This is a genomic window from Vibrio tapetis subsp. tapetis, assembly GCF_900233005.1.
In the GTDB taxonomy this organism is placed as follows: Bacteria; Pseudomonadota; Gammaproteobacteria; order Enterobacterales; family Vibrionaceae; genus Vibrio; species Vibrio tapetis.
In genome coordinates, this window is sequence record NZ_LT960611.1 from 181,107 (window position 1) to 206,916 (window position 25,810).

A 25,810-nucleotide genomic window follows, 5' to 3' on the forward strand; every position below is an offset into this window, starting at 1 on the left:
ATTTGGATATGACACGACAAGAACTTCTGCAACAATCAAGTACTCTTTTAGGCCGTTTTGCTCATGAGGTGAAGGTAGCGAATGCGATGGGGCAATTTGACATAAACACTGTCGCGGAGGACTTCTTGATTCCTATTTTAGCGACAGCTCTAAACTGCCCCGATCTACAAAATCAAAATCGAATCCGAATGAATTTTCCGGCAGTTGACCTTGGATGTAAAACTAGTAGGGTTTCAATCCAAATTACTTCTGATGCTTCAAGCGCTAAAGTCTGTGAAACGTTGAAGAAATTCGATTCTCACAACCTTGGCAGTGATTTTGACGACATCTACGTTTATGTAATAACTGAAAGACAGAAGTCGTATACCTCACAGCAATTGATGCAATCAGTGGAGAATCTATCTATTGCGTTTGACCCATCGAATAATATTCTCGACTACCAAGACTTGGCTCAATTGCTCAATGAAATTAGTAATGAGCAACTTGAATACATCAATGGCCATCTTGAAAAGGAATTCCAACGGACGGATGTTAACCTCCAATTTCGTAGAAATCTGGATGAGTTCTTAAGGGTTAATCAGCTAAAAATAGAGGATGAAAAGCGAACAAGAAAATACATACCATCAGTGTTTGTTGAAACCTCAGAAACGAAAGAGGAGATGAGGTACTTCGCAAATCCAATGTTTTTCTTCAGAAAGATTGATGACGATATACGGCGAATTAACCTAGTTCATTTTAATGAGCTTTTAAGAAAAGCGAAAATTGAACCTGTAATAGATAGTTTACTTGAAATAACAGCTTTAGAATCGCCAAGTAGCATGCATGAGCTTCAAGAACGTCTGACTAAGCAACGTGCTGCGCTCGAAGACATACAAGAGCATCTTTCTCCGTTCTCTTGGTATGGTGAACGAGCTGAACGGTTTGTACCTGAGGGTTACTTGTCAGGCTACTGGGATGTCTTTCAACACAGTATCGAATCGAGCGGAAGCGGGGTGTTCAGCTCTATCGAAAAGGTTTCAAAAAAAATTGGAATTACACAAGCCAAAATATTTTTAATCACGGGCATGGCAGGGCAAGGGAAAACAAACTTCATTTGCGATTTAATTGAAAACCAATTTAGATCATTTGAGATTCCCACAGCCTTTATTCCTGCACGTGCACTGAATGATCATCCGGGTCCTAATCGCATTTTGTCGTACATCAAAAACAACCGATATGCTCCAGATGTCCAAGACCTCCATGACCTTTTTACACTATTAAACAAAGTTGCCGAAGAGTGTCAAAAGCCTTTTGTGATAGCCATTGATGGAATAAATGAAGTTGGCGATCTTGATGGATTTGCTGCTGAGCTTCGAATTTTCCTAGATGCAATGTGCCAGTATGAATATGTAAAGATCATCTTTACCTGTAGGAATGAATTTTTCGATCATAAGTTTGCTAGTGTATTCGAATCTCTACACTCCAATCTCGTATACCGTGTCAAAGATCTTCGCAAAAAAATGTCGGACAAAAATAAAGTTAGACTTCTTGATGCTTATCTAAGCCACTTCAATATCAAAGGCAAGTTCTCAAATATTGCATCTGAGTTCTTAAAAAACGATCTTATTTTACTGCGAATTTTCTCAGAAATTAACGAGAACAAGAATATTGGATATGTTCCGGATATCTACAAAGGAGATATTCTAGAGAAATACTTGATGATGAAGGTGAATGAGTTTCCTCACCACTCTAAGCGTAACGTATTGAACTCATTGTATAAGATATGTAGCCGAATGTTGGAAGATGGAATTTTTTCTCAGATACCTGTTGAAGGGGATGAATCCGAGAGGCAGATTCTTGAACAACTGATTGGGGAAGATATCATTTTGCGAAGAGAGGTCCCATCAACAGGGCTTGCATCTTTAGGTATTGAAAATATTTCATTTACATACGATGAACTGCGTGATTTCTTACTTGCGTTTTATACTGTGACTGAACTTTCAGCGCATCAATTAAAAGTTGATAGTATTTTTGAAAAAATCATCGAATGGCCAGTCTATGAAGGTTTTTTCCGTTACGCGTATATTTTGGCACGGAAGCAAAGAAACGATACAGTTTTGTCTGCATGTGAATCTTCAAAAGACTTCTCAAATCACTATCTGAACAATCTTTCACTTTTATCAGCAGATATTCAAAACCCCGAAGATGTGGTAAGAGTCGAAGGTACTTTGAAGAATAGATCCGAGGAAAGTAACCTTCGGGCTGTTGCTTGGTTCTTGTTTAGAAAAAGAGAAGAGTCGGACCACCTAAACATTCGAATTTTACTAGATCATGTTAGCAAACTTGATGAGATAGAATCCGAACATTTCATGAAAGTAATGTTTTCTAGCTCTAGCTATTATGGCGGGCGCCATATCTGGCGGGATGACGTTAGCAACCTGCTAAATAGCTTGAAGGATCTTAGAGAAGAGCAAAAATTGGGGTTGGGTAGCTCTGCTTTAGCTATGGCATTACATTTTGTTCCATATGCTCATTGGGATGTGAGAGAAAGTACTCTCAATTTCTTTTCTAAGTTTCAACACACACCGGAAGTTCTGGGTGCAATTGAAGTATGCAGAAATGCTGTTTCTACAAAAGTGCAGAATTGTTTGAAGGAAATAGAAGAATGAGAGGCGACATAGCGCTAATTTTGACGACCTCATGGAAGCCAAATAAAGAGGAGTTTCTTATAGCATTGGGAATATCTCCTCGAGGTCTTGGCGAGCAGCTTTTTGGAACTGTTTTCGATGCACTTTTTGTAGCATCTATTGAAGCCAAAGCTGAATTCAAAAAGTATTATTGCGTCGAGTATGCAAACTTCACAGATTACCTGATAGCACGTTATGGCAAAACTCTAAGTGAAGACGAGCTAGAAACAAGTAGTGTGTTCATTGTGGATTGGTTACCGCAGATCATCAATGAAGACTTTGAAGATAATAAGCTAGGTATTGTTCTGGAATGTATTAAAAAGTTAGAAGAGGCTAATAATGAAGGTTAAATTTGATTTTATATCAAATAGCTCGTCCACATCGTTTGTGTACATTTCAGACGAAGAGTTGAACGAGGAAGCTTTTTTCGAAGCCGCTGGAGTAGACAGAGAAGGCCCTGTAGGAGATTTGTTTTATCAAATGTACAACGAAATTAAAACTTCGCTACGTGATTCCGGAAAGCAGGTGTTAACAAAAGAAGATGCCGAAAGCTTTGCCGCATATGAATTTACTCCGGATGTTGTAAATAAAATGAAAGATGCCATTGAACAAGGAAAAATTGTCACAACATCAAAACTTAGCAGCGATGGTTCCCTTGCAGAATCGTTGTTGTGTGTGTCTATGTTTGAGGTTGAGTCAGACAGCTTCTACATCAACGCTTACAACAATGTGTGGTAGATAATGTTAAAAGCTATTCGATATAAGAATTTGGGTTATACATCCTTTTTCAATCCAGATAATGGTTTCTTCGCTCGGGTTCCTGACAAAGGGAAGAGAGAGCCGTTCTGGTCACCACACGGACCTGAGTTGATGGATATTTCAATCACAAATTGGTGTGATAAAGGTTGTCCTTTTTGCTACAAATCATCAACGAAATACGGCAAGCATATGGCGCTAGATGATTACAAGAAAGTGATTGACCAAGCAGCAGACATGCATACATTTCAGGTGGCTTTAGGAGGCGGAAACCCTAATCAGCATCCTGATTTTTTAGAGATTTTAGAATATACATATTCCAAAGGAATAGTGCCTAACTATACAACGAACGGTCGTGGATTGAGCGATAAAGTCCTTAGTGCTACTCGCAAGTATTGTGGTGCTGTCGCTGTTTCTGCGTATCCACCGTACGATGAGGCAGCTAGGACGCTAAAGAAGCTGAACAACCTCGGTGTCAAAACCAATATTCATTTTATCTTGGACGCCAAGAGCGTTGACACCGCAATTGATTGGCTAAAACAGCCCCCTGAATTTCTTACAGGAATAAACGCTATAATATTCTTAAATTACAAACCATCTGGTAGAAAAGTTTTTGAAGAAAGGCTCTTGCGTAATAGCCCTAGGCTAAATGAGCTTTTTGAATTAGCTACCTCTCAGCAAAGAAAGCTGAAAGTTGGTTTTGATGCATGTTGCGTCAGCGGCGTCTTTGCGCGAACGAACGCTAATACGTCAATGGTGGACGCATGCGATGCAGGTAGATTTTCGTTGTATGTATCAGAAGATTTAAAAGTATATCCCTGCTCTTTTCAGGCTGGATTAGTAGAAGGAGAGCAGCTGAATAATAAGACAAAGCTTCTAGATATATGGATAAAGTCTAAAAACTTCAAATCTTTTCGACGTTATTTCAGCTCGGATCGTTGTGGGGACTGTAGCCACAGCTCAGTTTGTATGAACGGCTGCCCACTATTCGATGAGCTTGTAGTTTGTGGAAACAGGTAAATACCAATTACGTTATTTTCTTAAACAACGGTACTGTTGTGGTTCGATGAATTGGACCACAGCGTTAGAGTGATGATGCCTTAATGGTTCAAAACTCTTTGCGATACTTGAGCTAATCCGTTATCCGTAAAATTAGCAAAGTCTCTAACTCAGAAATGTCCAAAAGCATGTTGGGCATAACCTTTATGTATGTAGTGTCAAAATGTAAAAAACTCAATTCGCACTGCGAATCACCTTGTCGCAGTTAATTTCCCCCCACTTTTTTGCCCTCAACTACCTAAAAGATCCAAGTGGCCGTGCAATTAATTTGTGCGACTTTTTTAGCTGCATACTCTCCTTGTCATCAATCAGAACTAAAGGAGTTGTTATGACAAGAGATAAAATCATGTCTCTACAAGAGGTAGCCGCTGAGGTTAAACGTAGCCCAAGAACCGTATGGCGTTGGTGGGCAAAAGATAAGTCTTTTCCAAAACCAATCCAAATGAATGGCCGTTGTTTAGGGTGGCGAGAGTCTGTTTTTGTAGAATGGTTAAACAAGCAGGGAGGTGAGTAATGAGCCTTCCTTTAGCTGAGCGGACTGAAAGTAGCCCTAAAAAAGTGGGGGAAGGGCCATCCTTCCCAGACTCTAAGTTAACAGGAAGTAGTTTAAAGGTACTGAATACCGCAGATAACCTAAAAGCGCTTCTCGATTTTTTGTCTTTTAAACCCTACCTGAACACCATGACTTATGAAGTTGAGATTGAGGCGAGCACGGAAACAGGGATTCGTGTTATTCCAAGAGACGAACTTAATAGCATTTTAATAAGTGAGTCTTCTAAGCATGGCTTTCCAAGAGATGGAATCGAGCACCACCTTCATATCATTGCAAAAAAAAATAAACGCCATCCAGTAGCTATGTTCCTTGAAGGTAAGCTGTGGGATAGAGTGGAACGTGTAGATGCAGTGATTGACTGTGTAGTATCAAAACAACCTGAATTAACGAAACTGATAATGAGACGCTGGTTTGTGGGGTGTATTGCATCTCTTTATGAGGATAACTTTAAGAGTAAGTTAGTGCCTGTCTTGCAGGGCGACCAATCGCGTATAAAAACAGCCTATATCAGTCGGTTTGCTGAAATTGTAGAACACGCCTTTTTAGAAGGAGCTGAGTTAAATCCAACAAAGAAAGACAGCATCATCTCAAGTATATACTCTTGGATTATAGAGCTGGGTGAACTAGAACGCACCACAAAGCATAGCCAAGGTGCATTAAAAGCCTTTGTTTCGAAAAAGGTGGATACAGTAAGGCCGCCATACTGTCGAGTAGACATAAAAAAACCTCGACAGAGCCATTTTATAGCCACTGTTAACGGGGAAGACTTCCTTAAAGATAGGACGGGTAATACTCGCTTTGCCGTCATTGAGCTGACGGCACCTGTAGAGATTGAGCGAGTGAACTCGTTACTAGGATGGTCATTTAAGCGTTCAGGAAGCACCAGTTGCGATCACCCTGAGAAGCTATTGCAGTTTTGGCTCGAAGTGAAGTGCATGTATGACGAAGGAGAACCTTGGATGTTTTCTCCAGAAGAGCAACGGCGAGTAGATCGGCTATCCAATCGATATTTAGATAAAGGGCACTTCTACAAGTTGATCGCGGAGTATTTACACACTAGCTCTGATTATTCTACGTGTAACGAAGAGTGGCTGACATCGACTCAAATATGTGGCGAATTAGGAGTTCAAACTACTAACGTTGTACATATAGGGAGAGCGCTAAAAATGCTGGCTGACGATGAACTGCTGGATAGCCGCCATAAAAATGGATACCGTTTATATCAATTTCCAACAAATTCATAGCTACTCCAAAGACACCAAAGTTACCCCACTGCTTCACTTTATAAAGTGAGGTAGTGGGGTAACTTTTTGGTTTTCGCACAGTATCAAAATACAAGAAAAGCTAGATGGTGAGAGCCATAGACGCGTGCTTAGCCCTGTCACTCCATCGGAGTGACAGGGCTTACAGCAACCACCATTATTGGGCTAGTCAGCCATATATCAACATGATAAGCGCGTGACCACGGAGCTTAAAGGGCCATGGCATTCCCAACGCCAACAAAATTGTCATGCCTAAATATACCGCCCATAATCGAGCTGAATCTAAGTAACACAGCCATCGCTGTACAGTTATCGCATAAGAAATTCCAACTTTTAGCGCATTCTATTTCTGGGCCCACACGGGTTTCTGAAAGTATCAATTGATAAAGGCTTACGGCTATTCAATTGTTCGAGAACTTCTCACGCAGTAGCTTTAGTCCCATTACCATTTTTGATTTCATCGAGAGTGGCACTTTAAAAAAGTGGGGGCAATAACACTAACCTAACTTGAACACCTGCTACTGCACTATAGAAATATGAACAAGATGAAATAGCCAATTGAAAGCCGACATTATGTCGGCTTTTTTATTTTCTACTTCCATCATTTCTTAAGGAGTTCGCATGGCGACCAACTTCATGTTCAAAGTCTCACAGGTGTTAAAACGAAATCCAGATGGCTCACATGCAACGAGAGCCGAGAGAAAAAAAGTCCTCAAGCTCGTTGATCGTAATCTGTCAGAGCTTGGCTTTAAAAAACTGGCGCTACACAACTTAGGGCCAAAGCACTTAAACGCGGTCATTGGTATGTGGATGGCGAATGGCCTTAGCACTGGCACCATCAAAAATCGAGTAGCGCATCTTCGTTGGTTACTAGAGAAAATTGACAAGGTAGGTGTGCTGCCTAAGAGCAATATCAGTCTGGGTATCCCTAACCGCGTGTATGTGACCAATCAAGATAAATCTAGGGAGCTTAAAGAAGATCAACTGAGCCTTATTACAGATGCTCACCTGCAAGCTTCCTTCCGTTTACAGATTACTTTTGGCTTACGACGAGAAGAGTCGATGAAGATCTGCTTGAAAGAAGCCGATAAAGGCACGTATTTGAGGGTGACTAAAACGAAGGGGGCGAGGCAAAGAGACATCCCCATTATCACAACACAGCAAAGAGAGCTTTTAGAGCAAATTAAGCCGCTGGTTGGTGTTGGCTCATTGATCCCTTCGGATGTGTCGTATAAGACACAGGTGGGGCGTTACGAGCAGGCTTGTATAAAGATGGGAATAGATAAAGCGCATGGACTGAGGCATGCCTATGCACAGAAGCGCTATCAACAACTCGTTGGCTTACCATGCCCCGCTAAAGGTGGTCCGAAAAGAGGGGACATGACAAATGAGCAGTATGAAACGGTCAAGCTGATTAGAACTCAGATCAGCGAAGAGCTCGGTCATGGAAGAGAAGAAGTCACAGCGGTCTACCTAGGAAGGTAGAAAACACCAATTTTGACTCAGTGGGTTCTATTGCTCGTGATGTGACACTTAACCCAACTGAGTCAAAATGGGCGAGTCCACAAAACCAAAAGGTTAAGCGATACATAAACAGTCCCACATCGACAAAATGCCAAAAAGAGTTATAAAGGGTCAAAGTAGGTTATAATCTGAGCAAAGCAAGTATTTAAAGGAGGCATGAAATGCTCACAGAATGTTTGGAAGAGTTAAGCACGATAAAAGTATCAGGTCTGGTTGCATTCTTGGTTATTATCGCAATTTGTACAGCTGGAACTTTATGGTTCGCATGTTGGTACGATAAAAAGCACGGAATTGATCAGTGAGTGTAACAAGTGTTTCTTTAAGAAAGCGCCTCTTTAACAAAGGGGCGCTTTTTTTAGTTCCGTTATGAGCTGATAGCTGGAAAAAGCTAGGTTTGGCCTAACCGCCTCAAAAATGTGCGTTAAGTCACTTCCTAACTACACCCACAACTACACCCAGAACCGTAAAATGCAAAAAAGGCGTAGTAGGTACTAACCTGCTACGCCTTTCTAAATTTGGTGGCCCCTCGCAGACTTGAACTGCGGACCAATCGATTATGAGTCGACTGCTCTAACCACTGAGCTAAGGGGCCGATAGGGGACTGATTATAGGGTATGCGGGTTAGTGTGTCTAGATGCTAGGGGGTTGATTTACGCCTAGTTTTTAGCCGTTCAGTTCACGGATAATAAAAAAGGTGAGCATTTGCTCACCTTTTAATCAACTTTCGAATTTTAAAGCGGTTGTTTACTCGTCTAGGAAGCTGCGCAGAGTTTCTGAACGGCTTGGGTGACGTAGTTTACGTAGTGCTTTTGCTTCGATTTGACGGATACGCTCACGTGTAACGTCAAATTGCTTACCAACCTCTTCTAGAGTGTGGTCAGTGTTCATGTCGATACCGAAACGCATGCGAAGTACTTTCGCTTCACGTGGCGTTAGGCCAGCTAGAACGTCTTTAGTCGCGCCACGTAGGCTAGTCGCCGTTGCAGAGTCTAGAGGCAGTTCTAACGTAGTATCTTCGATGAAATCACCTAGATGCGAATCTTCGTCGTCACCGATTGGTGTCTCCATAGAGATTGGCTCTTTAGCAATTTTCAGTACTTTACGGATCTTGTCTTCCGGCATTTGCATGCGTTCAGCCAATTCTTCCGGCAGTGGCTCGCGGCCCATCTCTTGAAGCATTTGACGCGAAATACGGTTCAGCTTGTTGATGGTTTCGATCATGTGTACAGGGATACGAATCGTACGTGCTTGGTCAGCAATCGAACGAGTAATCGCCTGACGGATCCACCAAGTTGCGTAAGTCGAGAACTTGTAACCACGACGATATTCAAACTTATCAACCGCTTTCATTAGGCCGATGTTACCTTCTTGGATTAGATCCAAGAATTGTAGGCCACGGTTGGTGTATTTCTTCGCGATAGAAATAACCAGACGTAAGTTCGCTTCAACCATCTCTTTCTTCGCACGACGAGCTTTCGCTTCACCGATAGACATACGACGGCTGATATCTTTAATGCTTTGTACCGGAAGAGAAGTTTCACCTTCGATTGCTTTCAATTTTAGAATGCAACGACGGATGTCATCTTCACTGCGGCGAATTTTTTCTGCATACGGCTTATCTGACGCTAGAATTTCATCTAACCAAGCTTCTGAAGATTCATTACCAGTAAACAGGGCAACGAAAGACTTCTTAGGCATTTTGCCGTATTCAACACAAGTACGAATAATCAAACGCTCTTGTGTGCGAACACGATCCATAGACGTACGTAGTTCTCTGACTAGGTAGTCAAACTGTTTTGGAATCAAACGGAACTGGCGGAAAGTATCCAGTAGTTCTGTTTTTAATTCAGAAGCCATTGCCACGTCGCGGCCTTGCTCATTAATAGCAAGTTGCAGGTTTTGATAAGCGTTGCGTAGATCTGAGAATTTCTCAGCAGCAAACTCTGGATCAATACCTGTGTCTTCTTCTTCCTCGTCTTCGTCGTCGTCCGACTCTGCTTCTTTATCTTCATCTTCAAGATCTTGCTCAGCAAGTTCAGAACCGATGTGAGTCGCAGTTGGCGCCGTTGTACCATCATCATCAGGATCAACAAATCCTGCGATAAGGTCGGTAAGACGAAGTTCTTCAGCTTGAACTTTATCAAATTGTTCTAAGATGTATGAGATAGTGCCAGGGTACTCAGCAACAGAAGCTTGTACCTGGTTAATGCCATCTTCAATGCGTTTCGCAATATCGATCTCGCCTTCACGAGTCAACAGCTCAACGGTACCCATTTCACGCATGTACATGCGCACTGGGTCTGTAGTTCGGCCGATTTCACTTTCTACGCTTGAGAGGGCAGCCGCTGCAGCTTCAGCTGCGTCTTCGTCCGCGACCGCTTCATTCATCATGAGGTCATCAGCATCGGGTGCTGTTTCAACAACTTGGATACCCATGTCATTGATCATCTGAATGATGTCTTCTACCTGCTCAGAATCAACGATTTCTTGCGGTAGGTGGTCATTTACTTCGGCGTATGTCAGATAGCCTTGCTCTTTGCCTTTAGCGACAAGTAACTTTAGCTGTGACTGCGGATTTTGATCCATAGACGATATCCAACTTCTAGTCAGGTGATGAATTTAGTTTTGCGAAATGCAAACCGCCAATTTTAACAAATATTTTGCACGCTGCCTATGTTAACTTTGCATAGTAAGTCGACAATTTGTGACCGTATCTATGCTTTTAGGTCTAGCATGAGGGCTACTAATTCCCTTTTTTCATCGGCACTTAGGCCAACGCTTCTATCTTTCGCTTGTAGCGATTCAATTTGTTTTTCAACGCATTGGGCAATAATGTTGTCCAATGAGTCTAAAAATATGTCTTGCAGGTCATTATCTTCACCTAGTGGGATTTCCCAACCGGCTAATCGAGATAATAATGGGCTGCTTTGTTCATTGCGCCAGTGCTCTAAGAGTTGACCTGTGTTTATATTGGGATGCGCACGGCACTTATCAAGTACTTCAACAAATAAACTTAACCCGGGTAGGGCAATATGTTCAACGCTCGATAAATCTGGTACCAATTCACTATAGCTCGGATTTTGTAATAGGAGTGCTATTACGACGCGCATCGGTGTACGTTTAATGTCTTTATGCGGCTGAGAGCGTGCTGTTTCTTCGCTCGGTAGCGTCGGTTTTTTATAGATCCCGGTTTTTTGCCCGAGTAGCTTTAGTAACTGTGATTGCAGGGCGTTATCAGGAATCTTATTAATTAATGGTAATGCCAGTGCTTCTAAAGCGGCTTTTCCTTCATCATTGCCGACATCAACCTGTGACAGCAAATTGTTAAACAGATACTTTGATAAAGGTTCAGCATCGCGTACTTGGGTTTCAAATTCATCTTTGCCAAATTTTCGGATATAGCTGTCAGGATCTTCTCCGTCAGGCAAAAATAGAAACTTCAACACATGGCCGCTTTTTAGAAAGCTGAGTGCATTCTCAAGTGCTCGCCATGCGGCTTCTCTACCCGCCCTGTCACCATCGTAGCAACACACTACGGTGCCGGTTTGGCGAAAGAGTAATTGTAGGTGGTCACCCGTGGTAGAGGTGCCAAGTGAGGCGACTGAGTAGTCTACGCCATATTGCGCAAGGGCAACCACATCCATGTAACCTTCAACCACCAGGATTTGTGGCGGTTCACGGTAAGCTTGTGTCACTTCATAAAGGCCGTATAGCTCTTTGCCTTTATGGAAAATAGGGGTTTCTGGGGAGTTTAGGTACTTAGGCGTGCCATCGCCAATAACACGGCCACCAAAACCAATAACTCGGCCTCGACGATCGCGGATAGGAAACATCACTCGGCCACGAAAACGGTCATAGCGGTTGCCTTTGTCGTTTTCAATGAGCATACCACCAGAGACAAGCATCTCTTGCGCGGCGGGTGTTTGGCCAAAGTTTTTGCGTACTAAATCCCATTCATCAGCAACAAAACCGATACCGAACTTTTGTACTACTTCGCCTGATAGACCTCTGTCTTTAAGGTAATCAATGGCGACTTTACTGCTCGACTGTTTCAGTTGAGAACGGTAAAACGCAGATATGCTGCCCATCATGTCGTATAGGCTACGTTTTTGTTCGGTATTGGCTTTTGGTGCTGTCGAGTATCCGCCACTGCGTTGTTCACGTGGTACTTCTACGCCTACAAATGAGGCCAACTCTTCGATACTTTCAACAAACTCTAAGCGTTCGTACTCCATTAAGAAGTCGATGGCGTTACCATGGGCTCCACAACCAAAACAGTGATAAAACTGTTTTTCTTGGCTGACACTAAAAGAGGGTGTTTTCTCATTGTGAAATGGGCAACACGCGCTGTAGTTTTTGCCTTTTTTCTTCAGTTTTACTCTCGGATCGACAATATCTACGATATCAACTCGCGCCAGTAAGTCATCAATGAAGGAACGTGGAATTTGTCCGGCCATATAACCTGATAAAAGTAAGAGTGGATTTATTAGCTTGCGGATACAAACAAGCCGTGCGCTCCATCAGGATAGCACGGCTTGCTGAATTTTCTTTAGGGCTTAAGCGAGTTTAGAGCGAACTAAACCACTAACTTTACCCATGTCTGCACGCCCTTGAATTTGTGGTTTCAAGACAGCCATTACTTTACCCATGTCTTGCATGCCCGTTGGATTAGATTCAGCAATTGCGCTATCAACTAGTGCACTTACTTCTTCTTCACTTAACGGTTGAGGCATAAAGCCTTCAAGTACGGTAATTTCTGCTTTCTCCACGTCAGCAAGATCTTGACGATTTGCTGATTCATATTGAGCGACAGAATCGCGACGTTGTTTAACCATTTTTACCAGCACAGCAAGAATGTCGTCATCAGAGAGTGTAATACGCTCATCAACTTCACGTTGCTTAATTGCTGAAAGGGCTAAACGAATAGTGCCAAGGCGCGGTTTGTCCTTGGCTTTCATCGCTAGTTTTTGCTCTTCTTTGAGTTGGTCAATCAGAGCCATAACTCAGTCCTTATGGATTAAGTTATTAGTACAGACGAACGCGACGTGCGTTTTCGCGAGCAAGCTTCTTAGCGTGACGCTTTTGAGCTGCTGCTTTAGCGCGTTTACGTACTGTAGTAGGTTTTTCATAGTGCTCACGACGACGCACTTCAGAAAGGATACCTGCTTTTTCGCAAGAGCGCTTGAAACGACGTAGAGCTACGTCGAACGGTTCGTTTTCACGTACTTTAACTACTGGCATATGCCTTTCACCTCAGGGGTTATTCGTTAACGCTGGTACTTTACTAACCAATCACAAATATGAAAGGTCTTTAACCAGCTTGATCAAAATGGTGCGGAATTTTAATCCGATCAGAACCCTTTTGTAAAGTATTATCGCAGTCAGAACTGGTTAATTTTTTTCCTAAGCGGTAAACTTGCGCCAATTCTAGCTAATACTGAGAACGTAATGCGCATTTTAGGTATCGAAACTTCCTGTGATGAAACAGGCATTGCCATCTATGATGATGAGAAAGGGCTCCTTTCGCACCAATTATACAGCCAAGTAAAACTGCATGCCGACTACGGTGGTGTAGTGCCTGAATTGGCTTCACGTGATCACGTTAAAAAGACGATTCCTCTTATTAAAGCCGCGATGGCTGAAGTGAATTTAACGCCTGCCGACATTGATGGCATTGCGTATACCGCAGGGCCAGGCCTTGTTGGCGCTCTGCTTGTCGGTGCCACTATTGGTCGCAGCATCGCCTATGCATGGGATGTACCGGCTGTGCCAGTGCACCATATGGAAGGTCATTTGTTGGCCCCAATGCTTGAAGATACACCGCCGTCATTTCCATTTATTGCTCTGCTTGTTTCTGGTGGTCACACCATGATAGTGGAAGTAAAAGGCATCGGTGAATATAAAATTCTTGGTGAATCTGTCGATGACGCGGCAGGGGAAGCGTTCGATAAAACAGCAAAACTTATGGGGCTAGATTACCCTGGTGGGCCGCTGCTATCGCGTTTGGCTGAAAAAGGAACACCAGGGCGTTTTAAATTTCCTCGTCCGATGACTAATGTACCAGGGCTTGATATGAGCTTCTCTGGTTTAAAAACATTTGCAGCTAATACTATTGCAGCAAATGACAATGACGATCAAACTCGCGCTGATATTGCGCATGCATTCCAAGAGGCCGTGTGTGCCACTTTGGTGATTAAGTGTCGCCGAGCACTCGAGCAAACGGGTATGAAGCGAATTGTGATTGCTGGTGGTGTGAGTGCAAACAAACAGCTGCGAGCTTCACTGGAGCAGTTGGCTAAAAAAATTGGCGGCGAAGTGTTTTACCCAAGGACTGAGTTTTGTACCGACAACGGTGCAATGATCGCCTATGCAGGTATGCAGCGCCTTAAAAACGGTGAAGTGTCTGACCTTGGCGTCGAAGCCAAACCAAGATGGCCGATTGATCAACTTGAGTCGATTAATCGCTAAATAAAACAGAGTTTAAAAACACGGCAGCTTATCGATATAAGCTGCCGTTTTCATTTGAATTGAACAACAGAAAAAGCTAATCAAGCATAAGGAAATATCATGGCTATATTCTCTCGTCATAATCACAACATGCACTATTTAGATGTAGGCAAGGGACCAGTATTGTTGTTTGGCCACAGCTACCTTTGGAACAGCAAAATGTGGGCGCCCCAAATTGAAGCTTTGAGTCAGAATTATCGCTGTATCGTACCGGATTTATGGGCTCACGGTGAGTCAGAGGCTCTGCCAAAGCAAACCACAAACTTACAAGATTACGCGGCCGATCTCTTAGCGCTAATGGATCATTTAGAAGTAGAGCACTTCAACATTGTTGGTTTGTCGGTAGGTGGTATGTGGGGAACAGAGTTAGCAATGCTTGCACCTCAACGTGTGAAGTCTCTGGTTATCATGGATACCTTTATTGGGTTAGAGCCTGAAATTACGCATCAGCGATACTTCGCCATGTTAGATGGAATAACGGCAGCGAAAAGCGTTCCTGCTCCCATTGTAGAAGCAGTGGCTCCTCTGTTCTTCGCTAATGATGCAAAGCAAGATAATCCAGAGCTGGTTCAGGGGTTTGAAAGCTATTTGGCTAGCCTTAAAGGTCAAGCGGCTGTTGACGTGGCGCGAGTTGGCCGAATTGTATTTGGGCGCCGTGATCAGTTTGAAGAAATCGAAAACTTAGCCCTACCGGTGTTAATCATGGTCGGCGATCAAGATAAACCAAGACCTGTGTTTGAATCTTACTTAATGCAAGATGCAATCACGGGGAGTGAGTTAGTGGTTATTCCAAATGCTGGTCACATCAGTAACTTAGAGCAGCCAGCTTTTGTTACTGAGAAGCTGACGGCATTTTTGGAAGCTAACGCGATCTGAATCCGCTAGGCTTTAGATGAGGTACGGTTACCTACTTTGGGTTCCGTACCATCATACAAGCGGCGGATATTTTGATGATGGCGAAGGATAATCAAACAACACAACATCGAGACGGGTAGGGTGTAATCTGGCGCGACCCACCATGTAAATAATGGGGCAATGAGTGCAGTGACGATCGCCGCAAATGACGAATAACGCGTAAAAAATATCACTACAAGCCAAGTCGTCATTAACATGGCGGTTAAATCTAACCCCATGGGGGCCATGGCTCCTAATGCCGTCGCCACTCCTTTTCCACCTTGGAAGTGAAAAAACAGCGGGTACATATGCCCCAAGCAAGCCGCAATACCCACCAAACCTAAAATAACGTCATCGACATTAAGGTACCAACTTAGCCAAACAGGTATCGTTCCTTTCAACATGTCACATAATAAAACTGCGGCTGCTGCGGGCTTTGAACCACTACGAAGTACGTTGGTTGCCCCAGGATTTTTTGATCCTGTGGTGCGTGGATCTTTAATTTTCAGCAGTCGACAAATCAAAACCGCACTCGAAATCGAACCTAATAAATAGGCCAATATGATCATAATTAGTGCGGTAGCGGTCATTGCTTTCCTTATGCAGCAAAGTTAATGCTGAATAGCTGGATGATTTTTAGTATATTTTACGGGTTTTTCTTTCAAATGGGTATCCGACCTGTAGAAGAGTTGATTAAGGATCAAAAATGGCACTGGACAAAGTTTTTATTGAGCAATTAGAAGTTATTACTACGATCGGTGTTTACGACTGGGAACAAGAGATCAAACAGAAGCTGGTTTTGGATCTTGAAATGGCTCACGACAACCGCCCTGCGGGAAAAAGTGATGATGTCGTCGATGCGCTGGATTACTCAAAAGTAAGTGAAGCCGTATTGAACCACATTGAAACAGGTCGCTTTTTATTGGTAGAGCGAGTGGCTGAAGAAATTGCAGAGTTGATCATGACTCAATTCTCAGTGCCGTGGATCAAAATCCGTTTGACTAAGCCTGGCGCTGTACCGCAAGCAAGTGGCGTTGGGGTGATCATCGAACGAGGCACTTTATGATAACGACCTACATTGGAGTAGGATCAAACATAGAGCGTGACAAGCACGTTCGTGTTGCGTTAGAAGAATTAGAACAGCTTGGTGAAGCGTTACGCTGTTCAACGGTGTATGACTGCGCGGCGGTCGGTTTTTCGAGTCATTCTTTTTACAACTTGGTTGTAGAACTGAAAACGTCACATTCCTTACGCAATTTCATGCAAAAATTGCGTGAGATTGAATTGAAGTGGGGCAGAGAGCCCGATGCTCAAAAACTGCAAGACCGCACGTTAGATTTAGATATCATTTTGTTTGGTGAAGAAGTGTCGGCTTCTTGCCCGCAATTACCACGAGACGATATCTTTAAATTCGCGTTTGTTATTCAACCATTATACGAATTGTGCCCTGATCGAGTCATTCCACAAGATGGCCGAACGGTGGCGCAAGTTTGGCAAACCCATTCTGACTTAGATTCACTGATCGCAGTGGATCTTTTTAAATAGTGAAGATGCAATGAGTTATTTTGAAGCCTTTATGTTGGCGCTTATTCAAGGCCTAACGGAATTTTTACCTATTTCGAGTTCTGCTCACTTGATCCTACCCTCTGCAATTTTAGGTTGGGAAGATCAAGGCCTAGCTTTTGATGTGGCGGTTCATGTTGGTACCTTGCTGGCGGTTGTGATCTATTTCCGCAAAGAAGTGATCACGTTGTTTGGGGCGTTATTTGGTTCCATATTTAAAGGTGACCGCAGTAAAGAAGCCAGATTGGCATGGATGATAGTGCTAGCGACGATCCCGGCTTGTGTGTTCGGCTTGTTCATGAAAGACATCATCGAGCTTTACTTACGCAGTGCGTGGGTGATCGCAACCACCACCATCGTGTTTGCTTTACTTCTTTGGTGGGTTGATAACAACGCAAAGTTAACCGATGACGAATACGTGGCGGATTGGAAAAAGTCGCTGTTTATTGGTCTGTCTCAAGCTGTGGCAATTATCCCGGGTACTTCTCGTTCTGGCGCAACCATTACGGCTGCGTTATATCTTGGTTTTACCCGTGAAGCTGCCGCACGTTTTTCATTTTTAATGTCGATACCGATCATTACTTTGGCGGGTGGCTACTTAGGCCTGAAACTGGCCATGAGTGGGGACCCGATACATGTAGGTTTTCTGCTAACGGGCATCGTAACGTCATTTATTAGTGCGTATATCTGTATTCACTATTTCTTAAAGCTGATCTCGCGCATGGGCATGCTGCCATTCGTTATCTATCGTCTGATCTTAGGCTTCGGTCTATTTGCTTTCTTGATGATGGGGTAAAAGCCGAATACAGAATTCGCTTTGCTTACGAGAGTATAGAGTTCTAGAAACAACAAGAGCCTAAAGGTTTTACACTTTTAGGCTCTTCTTTTTCTGTATTCTCAGGGCAAAGCCCGTCTCTGGATTCGCTGTTTTCTGCTCTATCGCTTTATATCTGCAATCGCTTCGATTCTTCGCTTATCCAACTCATCTCGAATTGCTTTGCCTTGAAAACCATCTGCGACCACCTGTTGCACGTCTACTGCCATTGCGGCTTCATATGCTAAGAGGAACATCCCGCTTTGTTCGTAGGGCATGTTTTCACAGCCTAGGCGACCTAGGTGGTCAGCCTCACAACAAAGTAGTATTTGTTTAAAACGGTCGGGCTTACGCCATGCATCCATTTTGTTGAGAATTTTTAGCATGGTACTTGGCTTAAGCTCTGGCGCTCGATGCACATTGGTGTGGTGTTCACAAACCAGTAAAGCTAAATCGCGATAATCATTCGGTACTTTGATTCGATTGCACAAGGCTTTAATAATTTTCAGCCCAGTATGGCAATGCATTTTGTGACTAGGCCATTCACTTTCAGGCGTAATGCCTTTACCTAAGTCGTGTACTTGCGCAGCAAACCGAACTATAGGTGACGAGCTAAGTTTTGCGGCTTGGTCTGCCACCATCAAGGTATGAATGCCTGTGTCTATTTCTGGGTGCCATTTTTCAGGTTGCGGTACACCAAATAGGCAGTCAACTTCTGGAAGTACAACGGCGAGCGCCTGACAGTCACGCAGAGCGCTTAGAAAGACACTTGGCTTTTGGGTTAAAAGGGACTTTTGCCACTCTTGCCATACTCGCTCGGCGGTAAGGTGAGCCAGCTCTCCACTGGTCACGATGTCGATCATTAACTGGTTGGTTGAAGCGTGTACCTGAAAGTTAAGTGGCGCTAACTTGGCAGCAAAACGAGCCACTCGCAATACACGTAATGGATCTTCACTGAATGCAGGCGAAACATGACGCAATAGGCGAGCACCGATATCTTGCTGGCCGCCATAGGGGTCGAACAATTCACCTTCTGTACTTTGTGCTATCGCATTAATGGTTAAGTCGCGTCGGATAAGATCTTCTTCCAATGTTACATCGGGCGCGGCGTAACACTCAAAGCCTGTGTAGCCATGGCCTGATTTTCGCTCTGTACGAGCCAATGCATATTCTTCATTGGTTTTTGGGTGTAAGAAGACAGGGAAGTCTTTACCGACGGTTTGAAAGCCTTGGTTAAGCATTTGTTGCGGGGTAGTTCCCACTACCACCCAATCGCGGTCATGCACTTTTAAACCGAGTAATTGATCACGAACGGCTCCACCAACTAAATATACTTCCAACTTTGAGCTCCTAAATGAGACAGATGCTTTACTTTCCATCCTGCAATGGTAGTTTGCTTGAATCTTAGCGAAGAGACATGAGTATGTATAAGGATTTTTTTGGCTTTGCGGAAGCACCGTTTTCAATTGTGCCTAACGCCCGTTATATCTTTTTGAGTGAGCGTCACCGGGAAGCCATTAACCATTTACAGGCAGGGCTTGGAAACGGTGGTGGTTTTGCCATGCTAACAGGCGAGGTGGGTACGGGGAAAACAACCGTATCCAAAGCGATATTGGCAGGGCTTCCTGATGACGTGCGTGCAGGGTTATTGTTAAACCCCACCTATTCGTGTTCTGATTTATTGGAATCAATCTGTGATGAGTACAATCTGGCTTATCCAGAAAACGCATCGCTAAAAGTACTCACTAAAGCTATTCATCACTATTTGTTGAGCAACCATGAGCAAGGTGCACAAACTTTGTTGGTGATTGATGAGGCGCAACACTTAGCGGTTGATGTACTTGAACAGCTAAGATTGCTGACCAATTTAGAAACCGACACCGAAAAGCTACTTAAGGTGTTACTTATTGGCCAACCCGAATTACAGGCAAACTTGCAGACCACAGAACTTCGCCAACTGGCACAGAGAATTACAGGCCGCTATCATTTGTTGCCACTTAGCCAAGATGAAGTGCTGCAGTATATTGAATTTCGCTGTACCAAAGCTGGTGGCAAACAAAATCTCTTTTCCATGGGGGCGATGAAGGCTGTGGCTAAATCTACCCAGGGTGTCCCCCGCTTAATTAACCTAATTTGCGATAAGTCGCTGCAATACGCGTATCAATCTGGTGAAAACAGCATTAGCGCCAAGTTAGCGACGCTGGCTTGTCAGGATGTCATGGCATTTCAGGCTCCGATGTCTCAATCTTTGTCGGTTGAAAGACCCGGCTCTAAGGCGGTTTATAGTGCCAATTCATCGTTATTCGCTACTCTAGTTCAGGTTGGTTTTACTGCGTTAGTCAGTGTGGGCTTAGCTGCAGGGTCTTACCTGGCAACGCCTCAGGTAATGACGTGGTATCAGGAGCAATATGGCTCTCAAGTGAAGGTCGAGCCTTCTCGCAAAGTTGCAAAAATCATCAGTGTTGAATCAAGTTTGCAGCCTTATCTTTCTCAGGCGGTAGATAATGTAGCAGCAGTGCAAGAGCTATATAAAGTATGGGGCCTGAAGGCGTCCATTGTTGATGGCAATTGCAGCGAAAGAAATCCCGGGCCATATTATTGCGAGCAAGCTCGTGCTGATTTTTCTCAAATAGTTAAAACGGATCGTCCTGTGGTACTAAAAATGCGGGTCGGAGACGAAAACTTCTATTCAGTTCTCTACCGTGTGGATGGCCAAAGTGCGGAATTATTAATGGCAAACAAGCGCATTCAAGTACCGAGACAATGGCTAGAAGATAACTGGCAAGGGGAGTATCAGTATTTGTGGTATAGCCCGATTAATCAGACGTTGAAACCAGGCCAATATGGGGCATTGGTTAGGGTATTAGACCAGCAAGTGTCGAAGGCCATTGGTGAGCCTGAATCTGGTAATGATCAATTTGACGCTGGGTTAAAAGGTAAGGTAGAAGCATTTCAACGTTGGCAAGGGTTGGATGTAGACGGTATTGCTGGTAGAAACACCTTGATTAAAATCGACAGTATAATTAATAAAGCTGCTCCTCGACTTCGTTTTGAAGAAGGAGTTAAGTTATGAGTTTATCTATAAAGCAGGCAGCTATCGTACTGCTACCTAGCCTAATCGCGGGAGCCATTGGGTACTCACAATATCAGCCTCAGCAAGCACAATCAGAAGGACTTATTAAACCGTCCGAATTGGCACCAATCAGTTTGATAAAAGTGGTGCCTTATCCTGAGTTTGAAAATTTGGCGCTTATTGAAAGAAACGTCAACCCAAGTCGTACTCAAGTAGCCGTTGCTCCTATTCGTTTTGTTAACGGGGAGGTGCTTGAAGGCGAAGAAATAAATGATCCTCTGGTATCGACAGACCCAACGCCAACAGAGTCAGTCTCGGCTAAATCGACTAGTCATCACTCCGATGGCGTTGAATTTGAAGAGTTAGACTTATCTTCACTTTCACCTGAGCTTGCACAGCAAATTCAAGATGCTTTTACCTCCACTGATGCTCAGAGTTCGGACTATGCATATGATGACAAAAAAGAAAGCCCAGTCGTTTCTTTGCAAAATGAAGGACAGAGGTTTGCTGGTAAGTTGCCAGCGATGAACCTACAGACGCACATGTTTGCTTCTAATCAACAAGGTCGCTGGATTAAAGTAAATGGCAAAGAAGTGCATGAAGGGGAGTGGATAACGCCTCAGGTACAACTGATGACTATCAATCCACGCAATGTCGTGATCAGTTATGACGGTGAGCAAATAGAAATGCCGGCATTGTATGAATGGCGAGGCTAGAAAGCTTTGCTACGTGTGTGAGGAAAAACTAAAAAAGGCGACCTAGAGTCGCCTTTTTTCTTATTGGGCTAGTGATTAGCTCCAACCGTTTGGTGATTTTTTTCGGCTTGGGATCATGTGGGGCAGCAATAGGCCGAACAACAAACCAAGGCCCGCAACACCGCCACCATACATAAAGTATTTGAGCAGCAAATCTTCTTTTTGTGTATCTAGCTTGGCACGAAGCTGACGAACTTCGTCTTGCGAAGTCAGAAGTTGTTTGTTCATTTCACTCTGGCTCGACTCTAAATCTTTAATTTGAGTATTACGCGCAGCAAGAGATTCAACAAGACCTGCTTTTGCTTCATCAGAGCTTTGACGAGCTGTCGCCAGTTTCTCTTTTACTTCGGTTAGTTCTTTTTCTAACAAAGGTAAACGTTCAGCCATGCTTGGTACTTTAGATACAAACTTACTCTCAACCCAACCCTTACGACCTTTTGAGTCGACGATCTCGCTGTAACCAGCTTTACGGTCAGCATTGACTAGGTTGACTTTATCACCAGCGTTTACACTACCAATAATGCGAAACTGATTGCTTGGACCTGCATGCATGTAGGTAAATAGGTTATCTGAAATGTAGCGGTTTTGAGCGTAACTGGTCGGCACTAAGAAAAGTGTCATGACAATCAAGCTAAGTAGTTTTTTCACAATATGTCCCTTAATTGATACTTGTGCGAGACGACGGCGTAGGAAGATGCCGTTCTAATCAAAATACAATGAGGGAATAGTAAGAAGTTTCGAGGCTTGGTGCAACAAAAGAGGGAGGCAAAGCCTTAATGCCGATCGTTTAGCTACTTGAACGATCCTCCAGAGGCCTCATAATCGGTCGTAACGTAAGTTACGGCCGATTTTTTATGTCTGAGTTTTCAAAAGAGTTACAGGTTACCGCAGAGTTTTGCCACGAACGTCCAATCGATGTGTTTAATAAACACATTCCTTGGGAATGGGTTGAAGAAGCTGTTCAACAAACTGGACGAGTATCGCTCAGAAAGCGACGCCTCCCCGCAGAGCAAGCTGTTTGGTTAGTATTAGGGATTGGGCTCCAACGTAATCGCTCCATTCAAGATGTCTGCGACAAGTTGGAGTTAGCATTCCCTGATGTAGATGGTGAACTCACACCTATGGCAACAAGCAGTATTATCAAGGGGAAAGAGCGCCTCGGCGATAAACCTATGCGTTACTTATTTAAAACTACAGCCCAACGGTGGGAGCAACAATCAGACTTTGACGAAGTTTGTGGCTTAAAGCTTCTTAGTGTCGATGGAACGTATTTCAAAACTCACAATACCGAAGAAAATCAGCATTTTGGGTTTGCTCAAAAAGGTGCATCATTTCCAAGCGTGTTGGCAGTAACATTAATGTCTACACGTAGCCACCTTGTGTCCGATGCTGCTTTTGGACCAGTAACAAACAGTGAAATATCATATGCCCAACAACTTGTGGGGTCAGCACCAGATGACTCATTAACACTTTTTGATAGAGGGTTCACTTCTGCGGAGTTATTTACCAGCTGGCAGGGTGCTAGCAGTAACAGCCACTGGTTAACACCAATCAAAACCAAAATGCGCTATGACATAATCGAGAGTTATACTGATTATGATCATCTCATTGAGATGCCTGTTTCACCACAAGCTCAAAAGCAGACTCCCTATCTTGGCAAGAGATGGCAAGCACGCCTTATTCTAATTCCAACCCCTAAAGGTGAAATCAAAGGCTTCATTACTTCGTGCTTATGCCCTGAGCGCTATCTGTTTGATGACTTAGTTAAAGTGTATTGGGAGCGTTGGGAAATCGAACGCAGTTACGGCGAACTAAAGCAGTATCAGTTACAAAACAAACCAACATTACGAAGTAAGAAAAAAGTCGGGATATATCAGGAGCTATGGGGAATATTAACCAGCTATAACATCGTGAGGCTGGAAATGGCTGAGATGGCTAAACAACATGAAGTTGAGCCTCTACGGATCAGCTTCATTAATGCCTTATTTTTGATTATGGATGAGATGATTTGGGCGAGCGACACTCGAAGTCCAGGAGCGATACCAAAAAACTTAAAAGCTCTCAGGGACAATGGGAAGCGGCTTATTCTCCCCAAGAAACGGAAAAGGAAACCATACCCCAGAGCGGTTTTAAAAAAGCCAGCCCGATACCCCAATAAACATGCCACTCGCTCTTAAGCGAGTGGCATTAAGGCAAAGCCTCCCTTTATGTGCGTTTGAGTCAATTAATGACACAACCCTTACACGGGTTAAGAGAATGCAGCTTGTAGACCGTAGAAGAAAATTACAGCCAATAGCGCACCTGCAGGAAGAGTAACAACCCAAGATGCAACGATGTTACGAACAACGCCAAGGTTCAATGCCGCAATACCGCGAGCAAAACCAACCCCTAATACAGCACCAACCAGAGTTTGTGTTGTTGAAATTGGAAGGCCAGTACCTGACGCTAATACAACGGTAGATGCAGTTGCAAGTTGCGCTGCAAAACCACGGCTCGGTGTTAATTCAGTAATACCAGTACCGACAGTCGCCATTACTTTGTGACCCATGGTTGCAAGACCCACAACGATACCGATACCACCAAGAGGAAGAATCCACCAAGCGATTGAGCTTTTTGCTGTGATTTCGCCTAAGTTTTCAACCGTTGAAACAACCGCTGAAAGAGGACCGATCGCATTTGCTACGTCGTTTGAACCATGAGCAAATGCCATGGCACATGCTGTGATAACCATTAACACAGTAAATACGCTTTCTACACCAGCGAAGCTATGGTCATTCTCTTGATTAGCGAATTTCTTCTGAATGTAGAAGTAGCCACCAACCATAACAAGGGAAGAGAAACCTGCAGCCCAAAGCCATGCTTCAGCACCTTCTAGGTGCAAGCCAACGTGCTTAAGCCCTTTTTTAATGGTTACAAGTGAAATCACCATTGTGGTAATAAACATGTAAACAGGAACAAAACGTTTCGCATTAATCAATGGATTTTCAGTATCAAAAATCAGTCGCTGAGCACTGACGAAAATCGCATAGGCAAAGAAGCCTGAAATTAACGGGGTAACAATCCAGCTACCAACAATCCCTTGAACCGACGCCCAGTCTACCGCTTCAGTACCGACTGATACACAAGCAAAACCGACGATTGCACCAATGATGGAGTGCGTCGTAGAAACCGGCCATCCCATGTACGATGCAAGCAATAACCATGTACCCGCGGCAAGCAGAGCTGACATCATACCAAACACTAATACATCAGGTTGATGGGTGAAGTATGACATCTCAATTACCCCTTTACGGATAGTATCTGTCACTTCACCACCCGCAAGGTATGCACCTGCGAATTCGAATATCATCGCAATGATGATGGCTTGTTTTACTGTTAGCGCTTTAGAGCCAACAGAGGTACCCATGGCATTGGCTACATCATTGGCACCGATACCGATCGCCATCATGAAACCAAATAGAGCTGCAATAATAATGATCACAGTGCCGTAGTTCTGAAGGATATCCATTGTAATACCTAGTTTGTTGAAAACTGTTGAGTATATTTTCGTGCGCGCACGCATAAGAGTAGTGCTTTGTTTTGGTAAACACTACTCAGTAATCATACTCGTTGTTATTAAGTTAAAGTTAGATTAAGAACGAGAGAGCATGAGCTCAAGACGCGAGCCTACACGCTGCGCTTGATCGGCAATGCCGCCCATCCATTCTAAAATCTTGTACAAGAACATGACATCGATTGGGTTGTACTTAGATTCTATCGCCATTAATTGTTGACGAAGTTCGATCTGAAGTGCATCCGTATCATCTTCGATGACATCAAGTTGATTGATCATTTCAGCTACTAATGTAACTTCGCGACCTTTGAAACCCGTTTCCAAAAGTTCATCGAGTTCGTTGATAACGTTTTGTGCTTGATCAGCAGCATCGAGGCAACGTTTCACGTAAGCGATGAAATTCTCTTGAAGAGGAGCTGGGATTTGAAGTTGACGACCTACAACACGACCTGAAATGTCCTTTGCAAGGTTTGCCAGCTTGTCTTGCTGTGTTAGCAATTCAAGCATGTCAGTGCGGTCTACAGGCATAAATAATCCACGTGGGAGCTTTAAGCGGATCTCACGTTTCAATACATCAGCTTCTTTCTCTAAATGAGAAATTTGCGCGCGAATTTCGGCTGCTTTATCCCAATCACCCTGAGCACAAACTTCAAAGAAGTTGACAAGGTGGGAACAACATTCGTTTACGCACACAACGTGACGCTGCAAAGGCTTAATTGGGGACTTTGCAAATAACCCCATAATTGTATTCACTGGCATGGTCATTCAACCTATTTAAAATATAACCTGATAAAGAAACATGCACCATATGACGGCGAATTCTTAAGCGGT

General features: G+C 43.6%; 25 protein-coding genes and 1 tRNA gene. 16 read left to right on the forward strand and 10 right to left on the reverse strand.

What is annotated here, in order from left to right:
* Nucleotides 1-8: 8 nt before the first annotated feature.
* The 8 genes from VTAP4600_RS00890 to VTAP4600_RS25870 all read left to right on the forward strand — a co-directional run bounded on the left by VTAP4600_RS00890 (nucleotide 9) and on the right by VTAP4600_RS25870 (nucleotide 8,122).
* Entirely contained in the window at nucleotides 9-2,648 is a 2,640-nt protein-coding gene (locus tag VTAP4600_RS00890) for an SMEK domain-containing protein (protein WP_102521071.1), read from the forward strand.
* Nucleotides 2,645-3,016, forward strand: a complete 372-nt coding sequence (locus VTAP4600_RS00895; protein ID WP_102521072.1) for a hypothetical protein — start codon at nucleotides 2,645-2,647, stop codon at nucleotides 3,014-3,016. The genes VTAP4600_RS00890 and VTAP4600_RS00895 overlap by 4 nt, the downstream gene beginning before the upstream one ends.
* Complete coding sequence (locus VTAP4600_RS00900; protein WP_102521073.1) at nucleotides 3,006-3,404, forward strand: hypothetical protein; 399 nt, start codon at nucleotides 3,006-3,008, stop codon at nucleotides 3,402-3,404. Before VTAP4600_RS00895 ends, VTAP4600_RS00900 begins: the two co-directional genes overlap by 11 nt.
* 3 nt (nucleotides 3,405-3,407) lie before the next feature.
* A complete protein-coding gene (locus VTAP4600_RS00905) occupies nucleotides 3,408-4,442 on the forward strand; it encodes a radical SAM/SPASM domain-containing protein (protein WP_102521074.1) in 1,035 nt (344 codons plus the stop codon).
* Between the two features lie 367 nt (nucleotides 4,443-4,809).
* Nucleotides 4,810-4,995 carry a helix-turn-helix transcriptional regulator gene (locus VTAP4600_RS00910; protein ID WP_102521075.1) on the forward strand — a complete coding sequence of 62 codons (186 nt, stop codon included), beginning with the start codon at nucleotides 4,810-4,812 and terminating at the stop codon, nucleotides 4,993-4,995.
* Entirely contained in the window at nucleotides 4,995-6,278 is a 1,284-nt protein-coding gene (locus VTAP4600_RS00915) for a VapE domain-containing protein (protein ID WP_102521076.1), read from the forward strand. Before VTAP4600_RS00910 ends, VTAP4600_RS00915 begins: the two co-directional genes overlap by 1 nt.
* A gap of 639 nt (nucleotides 6,279-6,917) precedes the next feature.
* A complete protein-coding gene (locus VTAP4600_RS00920) occupies nucleotides 6,918-7,781 on the forward strand; it encodes a phage integrase N-terminal domain-containing protein (RefSeq protein ID WP_102521077.1) in 864 nt (287 codons plus the stop codon).
* A 200-nt stretch (nucleotides 7,782-7,981) separates the two neighbouring features.
* Nucleotides 7,982-8,122 carry a hypothetical protein gene (locus VTAP4600_RS25870; protein ID WP_172443043.1) on the forward strand — a complete coding sequence of 47 codons (141 nt, stop codon included), beginning with the start codon at nucleotides 7,982-7,984 and terminating at the stop codon, nucleotides 8,120-8,122.
* 214 nt (nucleotides 8,123-8,336) lie between these two features.
* Here VTAP4600_RS25870 and VTAP4600_RS00925 read toward each other — a convergent pair.
* From VTAP4600_RS00925 to rpsU, 5 genes are all read right to left on the reverse strand, one after another.
* A tRNA-Ile gene (locus VTAP4600_RS00925) sits at nucleotides 8,337-8,412 on the reverse strand.
* Nucleotides 8,413-8,564: 152 nt separating this feature from the next.
* Entirely contained in the window at nucleotides 8,565-10,406 is a 1,842-nt protein-coding gene (gene rpoD, locus VTAP4600_RS00930; protein WP_102521078.1) for an RNA polymerase sigma factor RpoD, read from the reverse strand.
* Between the two features lie 128 nt (nucleotides 10,407-10,534).
* Nucleotides 10,535-12,277: a DNA primase gene (gene dnaG, locus VTAP4600_RS00935; RefSeq protein WP_102521079.1), complete on the reverse strand. Its 1,743-nt coding sequence runs from the start codon at nucleotides 12,275-12,277 to the stop codon at nucleotides 10,535-10,537.
* A gap of 99 nt (nucleotides 12,278-12,376) precedes the next feature.
* Nucleotides 12,377-12,820: a GatB/YqeY domain-containing protein gene (locus tag VTAP4600_RS00940; protein WP_102521080.1), complete on the reverse strand. Its 444-nt coding sequence runs from the start codon at nucleotides 12,818-12,820 to the stop codon at nucleotides 12,377-12,379.
* A gap of 25 nt (nucleotides 12,821-12,845) precedes the next feature.
* Entirely contained in the window at nucleotides 12,846-13,061 is a 216-nt protein-coding gene (gene rpsU, locus VTAP4600_RS00945; protein WP_001145625.1) for a 30S ribosomal protein S21, read from the reverse strand.
* A gap of 207 nt (nucleotides 13,062-13,268) precedes the next feature.
* Here rpsU and tsaD point away from each other — a divergent pair, with 207 nt between their 5' ends.
* Both tsaD and VTAP4600_RS00955 read left to right on the forward strand, forming a co-directional pair.
* Complete coding sequence (tsaD, locus tag VTAP4600_RS00950) at nucleotides 13,269-14,288, forward strand: tRNA (adenosine(37)-N6)-threonylcarbamoyltransferase complex transferase subunit TsaD (protein ID WP_102521081.1); 1,020 nt, start codon at nucleotides 13,269-13,271, stop codon at nucleotides 14,286-14,288.
* 99 nt (nucleotides 14,289-14,387) lie between these two features.
* Nucleotides 14,388-15,203 carry an alpha/beta fold hydrolase gene (locus tag VTAP4600_RS00955; protein ID WP_102521082.1) on the forward strand — a complete coding sequence of 272 codons (816 nt, stop codon included), beginning with the start codon at nucleotides 14,388-14,390 and terminating at the stop codon, nucleotides 15,201-15,203.
* 5 nt (nucleotides 15,204-15,208) lie between these two features.
* On the opposite strand, the gene plsY is transcribed toward VTAP4600_RS00955, so the two are convergent.
* On the reverse strand, nucleotides 15,209-15,811 hold the full coding sequence (gene plsY, locus VTAP4600_RS00960) for a glycerol-3-phosphate 1-O-acyltransferase PlsY (RefSeq protein WP_102521083.1): 603 nt from the start codon (nucleotides 15,809-15,811) through the stop codon (nucleotides 15,209-15,211).
* A 116-nt stretch (nucleotides 15,812-15,927) separates the two neighbouring features.
* On the opposite strand from plsY, the gene folB reads away from it, so the two are divergent.
* The 3 genes from folB to VTAP4600_RS00975 are packed head-to-tail and all read left to right on the forward strand — an operon-like array spanning nucleotide 15,928 to nucleotide 17,580.
* Nucleotides 15,928-16,287, forward strand: coding sequence for a dihydroneopterin aldolase (folB, locus tag VTAP4600_RS00965; RefSeq protein ID WP_102521084.1), 360 nt, complete (start codon nucleotides 15,928-15,930; stop codon nucleotides 16,285-16,287).
* Nucleotides 16,284-16,766: a 2-amino-4-hydroxy-6-hydroxymethyldihydropteridine diphosphokinase gene (folK, locus tag VTAP4600_RS00970; protein ID WP_102521085.1), complete on the forward strand. Its 483-nt coding sequence runs from the start codon at nucleotides 16,284-16,286 to the stop codon at nucleotides 16,764-16,766. The genes folB and folK overlap by 4 nt, the downstream gene beginning before the upstream one ends.
* 10 nt (nucleotides 16,767-16,776) lie before the next feature.
* The gene (locus tag VTAP4600_RS00975; protein WP_102521086.1) at nucleotides 16,777-17,580 is read left to right on the forward strand and encodes an undecaprenyl-diphosphate phosphatase; all 804 of its coding nucleotides are present in this window, start codon (nucleotides 16,777-16,779) and stop codon (nucleotides 17,578-17,580) included.
* 140 nt (nucleotides 17,581-17,720) lie between these two features.
* Here the strand turns inward: VTAP4600_RS00975 and VTAP4600_RS00980 are convergent, their stop codons facing one another.
* Nucleotides 17,721-18,938, reverse strand: coding sequence for a multifunctional CCA addition/repair protein (locus VTAP4600_RS00980; protein ID WP_102521087.1), 1,218 nt, complete (start codon nucleotides 18,936-18,938; stop codon nucleotides 17,721-17,723).
* Between the two features lie 83 nt (nucleotides 18,939-19,021).
* Between VTAP4600_RS00980 and VTAP4600_RS00985 the strand changes: the two genes are divergently transcribed.
* Both VTAP4600_RS00985 and VTAP4600_RS00990 read left to right on the forward strand, forming a co-directional pair.
* On the forward strand, nucleotides 19,022-20,671 hold the full coding sequence (locus VTAP4600_RS00985; RefSeq protein ID WP_102521088.1) for an ExeA family protein: 1,650 nt from the start codon (nucleotides 19,022-19,024) through the stop codon (nucleotides 20,669-20,671).
* On the forward strand, nucleotides 20,668-21,387 hold the full coding sequence (locus VTAP4600_RS00990; protein ID WP_102521089.1) for a general secretion pathway protein GspB: 720 nt from the start codon (nucleotides 20,668-20,670) through the stop codon (nucleotides 21,385-21,387). Before VTAP4600_RS00985 ends, VTAP4600_RS00990 begins: the two co-directional genes overlap by 4 nt.
* Before the next feature lie 75 nt (nucleotides 21,388-21,462).
* Here the strand turns inward: VTAP4600_RS00990 and VTAP4600_RS00995 are convergent, their stop codons facing one another.
* Nucleotides 21,463-22,074, reverse strand: a complete 612-nt coding sequence (locus VTAP4600_RS00995) for a TIGR04211 family SH3 domain-containing protein (RefSeq protein WP_102521090.1) — start codon at nucleotides 22,072-22,074, stop codon at nucleotides 21,463-21,465.
* Nucleotides 22,075-22,280: 206 nt separating this feature from the next.
* Between VTAP4600_RS00995 and VTAP4600_RS01000 the strand changes: the two genes are divergently transcribed.
* Entirely contained in the window at nucleotides 22,281-23,603 is a 1,323-nt protein-coding gene (locus VTAP4600_RS01000) for an IS4 family transposase (protein ID WP_102521091.1), read from the forward strand.
* A 71-nt stretch (nucleotides 23,604-23,674) separates the two neighbouring features.
* Here the strand turns inward: VTAP4600_RS01000 and VTAP4600_RS01005 are convergent, their stop codons facing one another.
* A complete protein-coding gene (locus tag VTAP4600_RS01005; RefSeq protein WP_102521092.1) occupies nucleotides 23,675-24,934 on the reverse strand; it encodes an inorganic phosphate transporter in 1,260 nt (419 codons plus the stop codon).
* A gap of 123 nt (nucleotides 24,935-25,057) precedes the next feature.
* Entirely contained in the window at nucleotides 25,058-25,738 is a 681-nt protein-coding gene (locus VTAP4600_RS01010) for a TIGR00153 family protein (protein WP_172443044.1), read from the reverse strand.
* Nucleotides 25,739-25,810 lie beyond the last annotated feature (72 nt).

What these genes read in the sequence shown, in the direction of transcription:
- VTAP4600_RS00910 (WP_102521075.1), top strand. Translation starts at nt 4,810, where the DNA reads ATGACAAGAGATAAAATCATGTCTCTACAAGAGGTAGCCGCTGAGGTT.
- VTAP4600_RS00895 (WP_102521072.1), top strand. Translation starts at nt 2,645, where the DNA reads ATGAGAGGCGACATAGCGCTAATTTTGACGACCTCATGGAAGCCAAAT.
- VTAP4600_RS00915 (WP_102521076.1), top strand. Translation starts at nt 4,995, where the DNA reads ATGAGCCTTCCTTTAGCTGAGCGGACTGAAAGTAGCCCTAAAAAAGTG.
- folB (WP_102521084.1), top strand. Translation starts at nt 15,928, where the DNA reads ATGGCACTGGACAAAGTTTTTATTGAGCAATTAGAAGTTATTACTACG.
- VTAP4600_RS00955 (WP_102521082.1), top strand. Translation starts at nt 14,388, where the DNA reads ATGGCTATATTCTCTCGTCATAATCACAACATGCACTATTTAGATGTA.
- VTAP4600_RS00990 (WP_102521089.1), top strand. Translation starts at nt 20,668, where the DNA reads ATGAGTTTATCTATAAAGCAGGCAGCTATCGTACTGCTACCTAGCCTA.
- VTAP4600_RS01000 (WP_102521091.1), top strand. Translation starts at nt 22,281, where the DNA reads ATGTCTGAGTTTTCAAAAGAGTTACAGGTTACCGCAGAGTTTTGCCAC.
- VTAP4600_RS25870 (WP_172443043.1), top strand. Translation starts at nt 7,982, where the DNA reads ATGCTCACAGAATGTTTGGAAGAGTTAAGCACGATAAAAGTATCAGGT.
- VTAP4600_RS01005 (WP_102521092.1), bottom strand. Translation starts at nt 24,934, where the DNA reads ATGGATATCCTTCAGAACTACGGCACTGTGATCATTATTATTGCAGCT.
- tsaD (WP_102521081.1), top strand. Translation starts at nt 13,269, where the DNA reads ATGCGCATTTTAGGTATCGAAACTTCCTGTGATGAAACAGGCATTGCC.
- VTAP4600_RS00890 (WP_102521071.1), top strand. Translation starts at nt 9, where the DNA reads ATGACACGACAAGAACTTCTGCAACAATCAAGTACTCTTTTAGGCCGT.
- rpsU (WP_001145625.1), bottom strand. Translation starts at nt 13,061, where the DNA reads ATGCCAGTAGTTAAAGTACGTGAAAACGAACCGTTCGACGTAGCTCTA.
- VTAP4600_RS00985 (WP_102521088.1), top strand. Translation starts at nt 19,022, where the DNA reads ATGTATAAGGATTTTTTTGGCTTTGCGGAAGCACCGTTTTCAATTGTG.
- VTAP4600_RS00905 (WP_102521074.1), top strand. Translation starts at nt 3,408, where the DNA reads ATGTTAAAAGCTATTCGATATAAGAATTTGGGTTATACATCCTTTTTC.
- plsY (WP_102521083.1), bottom strand. Translation starts at nt 15,811, where the DNA reads ATGACCGCTACCGCACTAATTATGATCATATTGGCCTATTTATTAGGT.
- VTAP4600_RS01010 (WP_172443044.1), bottom strand. Translation starts at nt 25,738, where the DNA reads ATGCCAGTGAATACAATTATGGGGTTATTTGCAAAGTCCCCAATTAAG.
- VTAP4600_RS00920 (WP_102521077.1), top strand. Translation starts at nt 6,918, where the DNA reads ATGGCGACCAACTTCATGTTCAAAGTCTCACAGGTGTTAAAACGAAAT.
- folK (WP_102521085.1), top strand. Translation starts at nt 16,284, where the DNA reads ATGATAACGACCTACATTGGAGTAGGATCAAACATAGAGCGTGACAAG.
- rpoD (WP_102521078.1), bottom strand. Translation starts at nt 10,406, where the DNA reads ATGGATCAAAATCCGCAGTCACAGCTAAAGTTACTTGTCGCTAAAGGC.
- VTAP4600_RS00975 (WP_102521086.1), top strand. Translation starts at nt 16,777, where the DNA reads ATGAGTTATTTTGAAGCCTTTATGTTGGCGCTTATTCAAGGCCTAACG.
- VTAP4600_RS00900 (WP_102521073.1), top strand. Translation starts at nt 3,006, where the DNA reads ATGAAGGTTAAATTTGATTTTATATCAAATAGCTCGTCCACATCGTTT.
- VTAP4600_RS00940 (WP_102521080.1), bottom strand. Translation starts at nt 12,820, where the DNA reads ATGGCTCTGATTGACCAACTCAAAGAAGAGCAAAAACTAGCGATGAAA.
- dnaG (WP_102521079.1), bottom strand. Translation starts at nt 12,277, where the DNA reads ATGGCCGGACAAATTCCACGTTCCTTCATTGATGACTTACTGGCGCGA.